This is a genomic window from Actinomadura alba, from assembly GCF_014323705.1.
Classification (GTDB): domain Bacteria; phylum Actinomycetota; class Actinomycetes; order Streptosporangiales; family Streptosporangiaceae; genus Actinomadura_C; species Actinomadura_C alba.
On the sequence record NZ_JABVEC010000085.1, the window covers coordinates 1 to 1,459 of the forward strand.

The 1,459-nt window shown below is 70.7% G+C and carries 1 protein-coding gene; it reads left to right on the plus strand.

Annotated features, from left to right (window positions below):
• Positions 1-19 precede the first annotated feature (19 nt).
• The coding region (locus tag HKK74_RS38820) for a DUF222 domain-containing protein (RefSeq protein ID WP_187248431.1) at positions 20-1,459 on the plus strand (1,440 nt) is incomplete at its 3' end.

Sequence of the window (1,459 nt, forward strand, 5' to 3'; positions counted from 1 at the left end):
CGGGTTGGATGAGCACGGTGTGGTGGAGGCGATGCGGGCGGCTCGGCGGTTGACCTCGTGGGCGGAGTCGCTGGAGCTCTCGGCGATCGCTGAGCTGGACCGGCGTCGTCAGGCCCAGGCTGATCGGTGCGGGGCATGGACGACGGTCGAGATGAGCCGGGCGCTGTGTGATGAGATCTCCGCTGCGTTGACGTTGTCGGGTACCGCCGCGGCGGTTCGGCTGGGGCTGGCGTCCATGCTGGAAGGGCCGTTGCTGGAAACCGGCCGGGCTCTCGTGGAAGGCCGCGTGGACAGTGGGAAGGCGCGGGTGATCTGTGATGGTGTCCTCGGGGTTCGTCACGATATCGCCCGTAAGGTCGAGGCTCTCGTGCTGCCCGACGCACCGCGGTTGACCGCCCGGCAGCTGGCGGTACGGGTCCGTAATGCGATCAAAGACGCCGACCCGGATGCCTATGAGCGGCGGCGTAAGGCGACTGAGAAGGGGCGTCGGGTGGAGTTGTACGACAACCCCGACGGCACCGCGGATCTGGCCGCACGTGATCTGCCCGCCGAGGACGCCGACGCCGCCTACAACTACGTCAACGCACTCGCGAACGCGCTCAAGGCCGACGGCGACCAACGACCCATCGACACCATCCGCGCTGATGTGTTGTTGGAGCTGCTGCGCGGCAGACACCCCGCAGACCTCTTCCCCACAGCAGCGGCCGCCGACGCCGACGCCGAGCAGGGTCCACCCCCGCCTGCGGAAACCACCCCCGAACCCGGGGACCCCACACCCGGGGACACCGCACCTGCGGACTCCGAACCCGGGGACTCCGAACCCGGGGACTCCGAACCCGGGGACTCCGCACCCGGGGACGCCGACACCTCGGCAGCCGCCCCGCGGGGAGCCGAGACCGAAGCGGCTGGGGAGCCGGCAGCCATGGCGGCTGAGACCGTCGCGTCTCAGCGGGCCATCGGCCGGCCCGGCCGCACACGACGGACCGATGCCGGGCGGCCAGGCGAAACCGACAACGCCACCGGACGCGAAGACGCCACCGGACGCGAAGAAGCCATCGGCCGGCCCGGCCGCACACGACGGACCGATGCCGGGCGGCCAGGCCAAGCCGACAACGCCACCGGACGCGAAGACGCCACCGGACGCGAAGAAGCCACCGGACGCGAGGAGGCCGCCGCGATCGCCCGGGCGGCCCGCGATGAGCTGACCGACCTGCTCGACCAGATCCGCGACCAAGGTGGACCCGCTGAGAGGCGGTTGCTGATCACCGAAGCCGCCCACCGCATCAAAGACGCGATCTCCCCACTCAAGATCCGCTGGTGCACCCTGGCCGTCGACACCCACGGCAACCCCGTCCACGGGCACGACGGCTACCGGCCACCCGCCGGAATGCGCCGCCTCATCCAAACCAGAGACCGCACCTGCACGTTCCCCACCTGCAACCACCGCGCCGCGAAATGT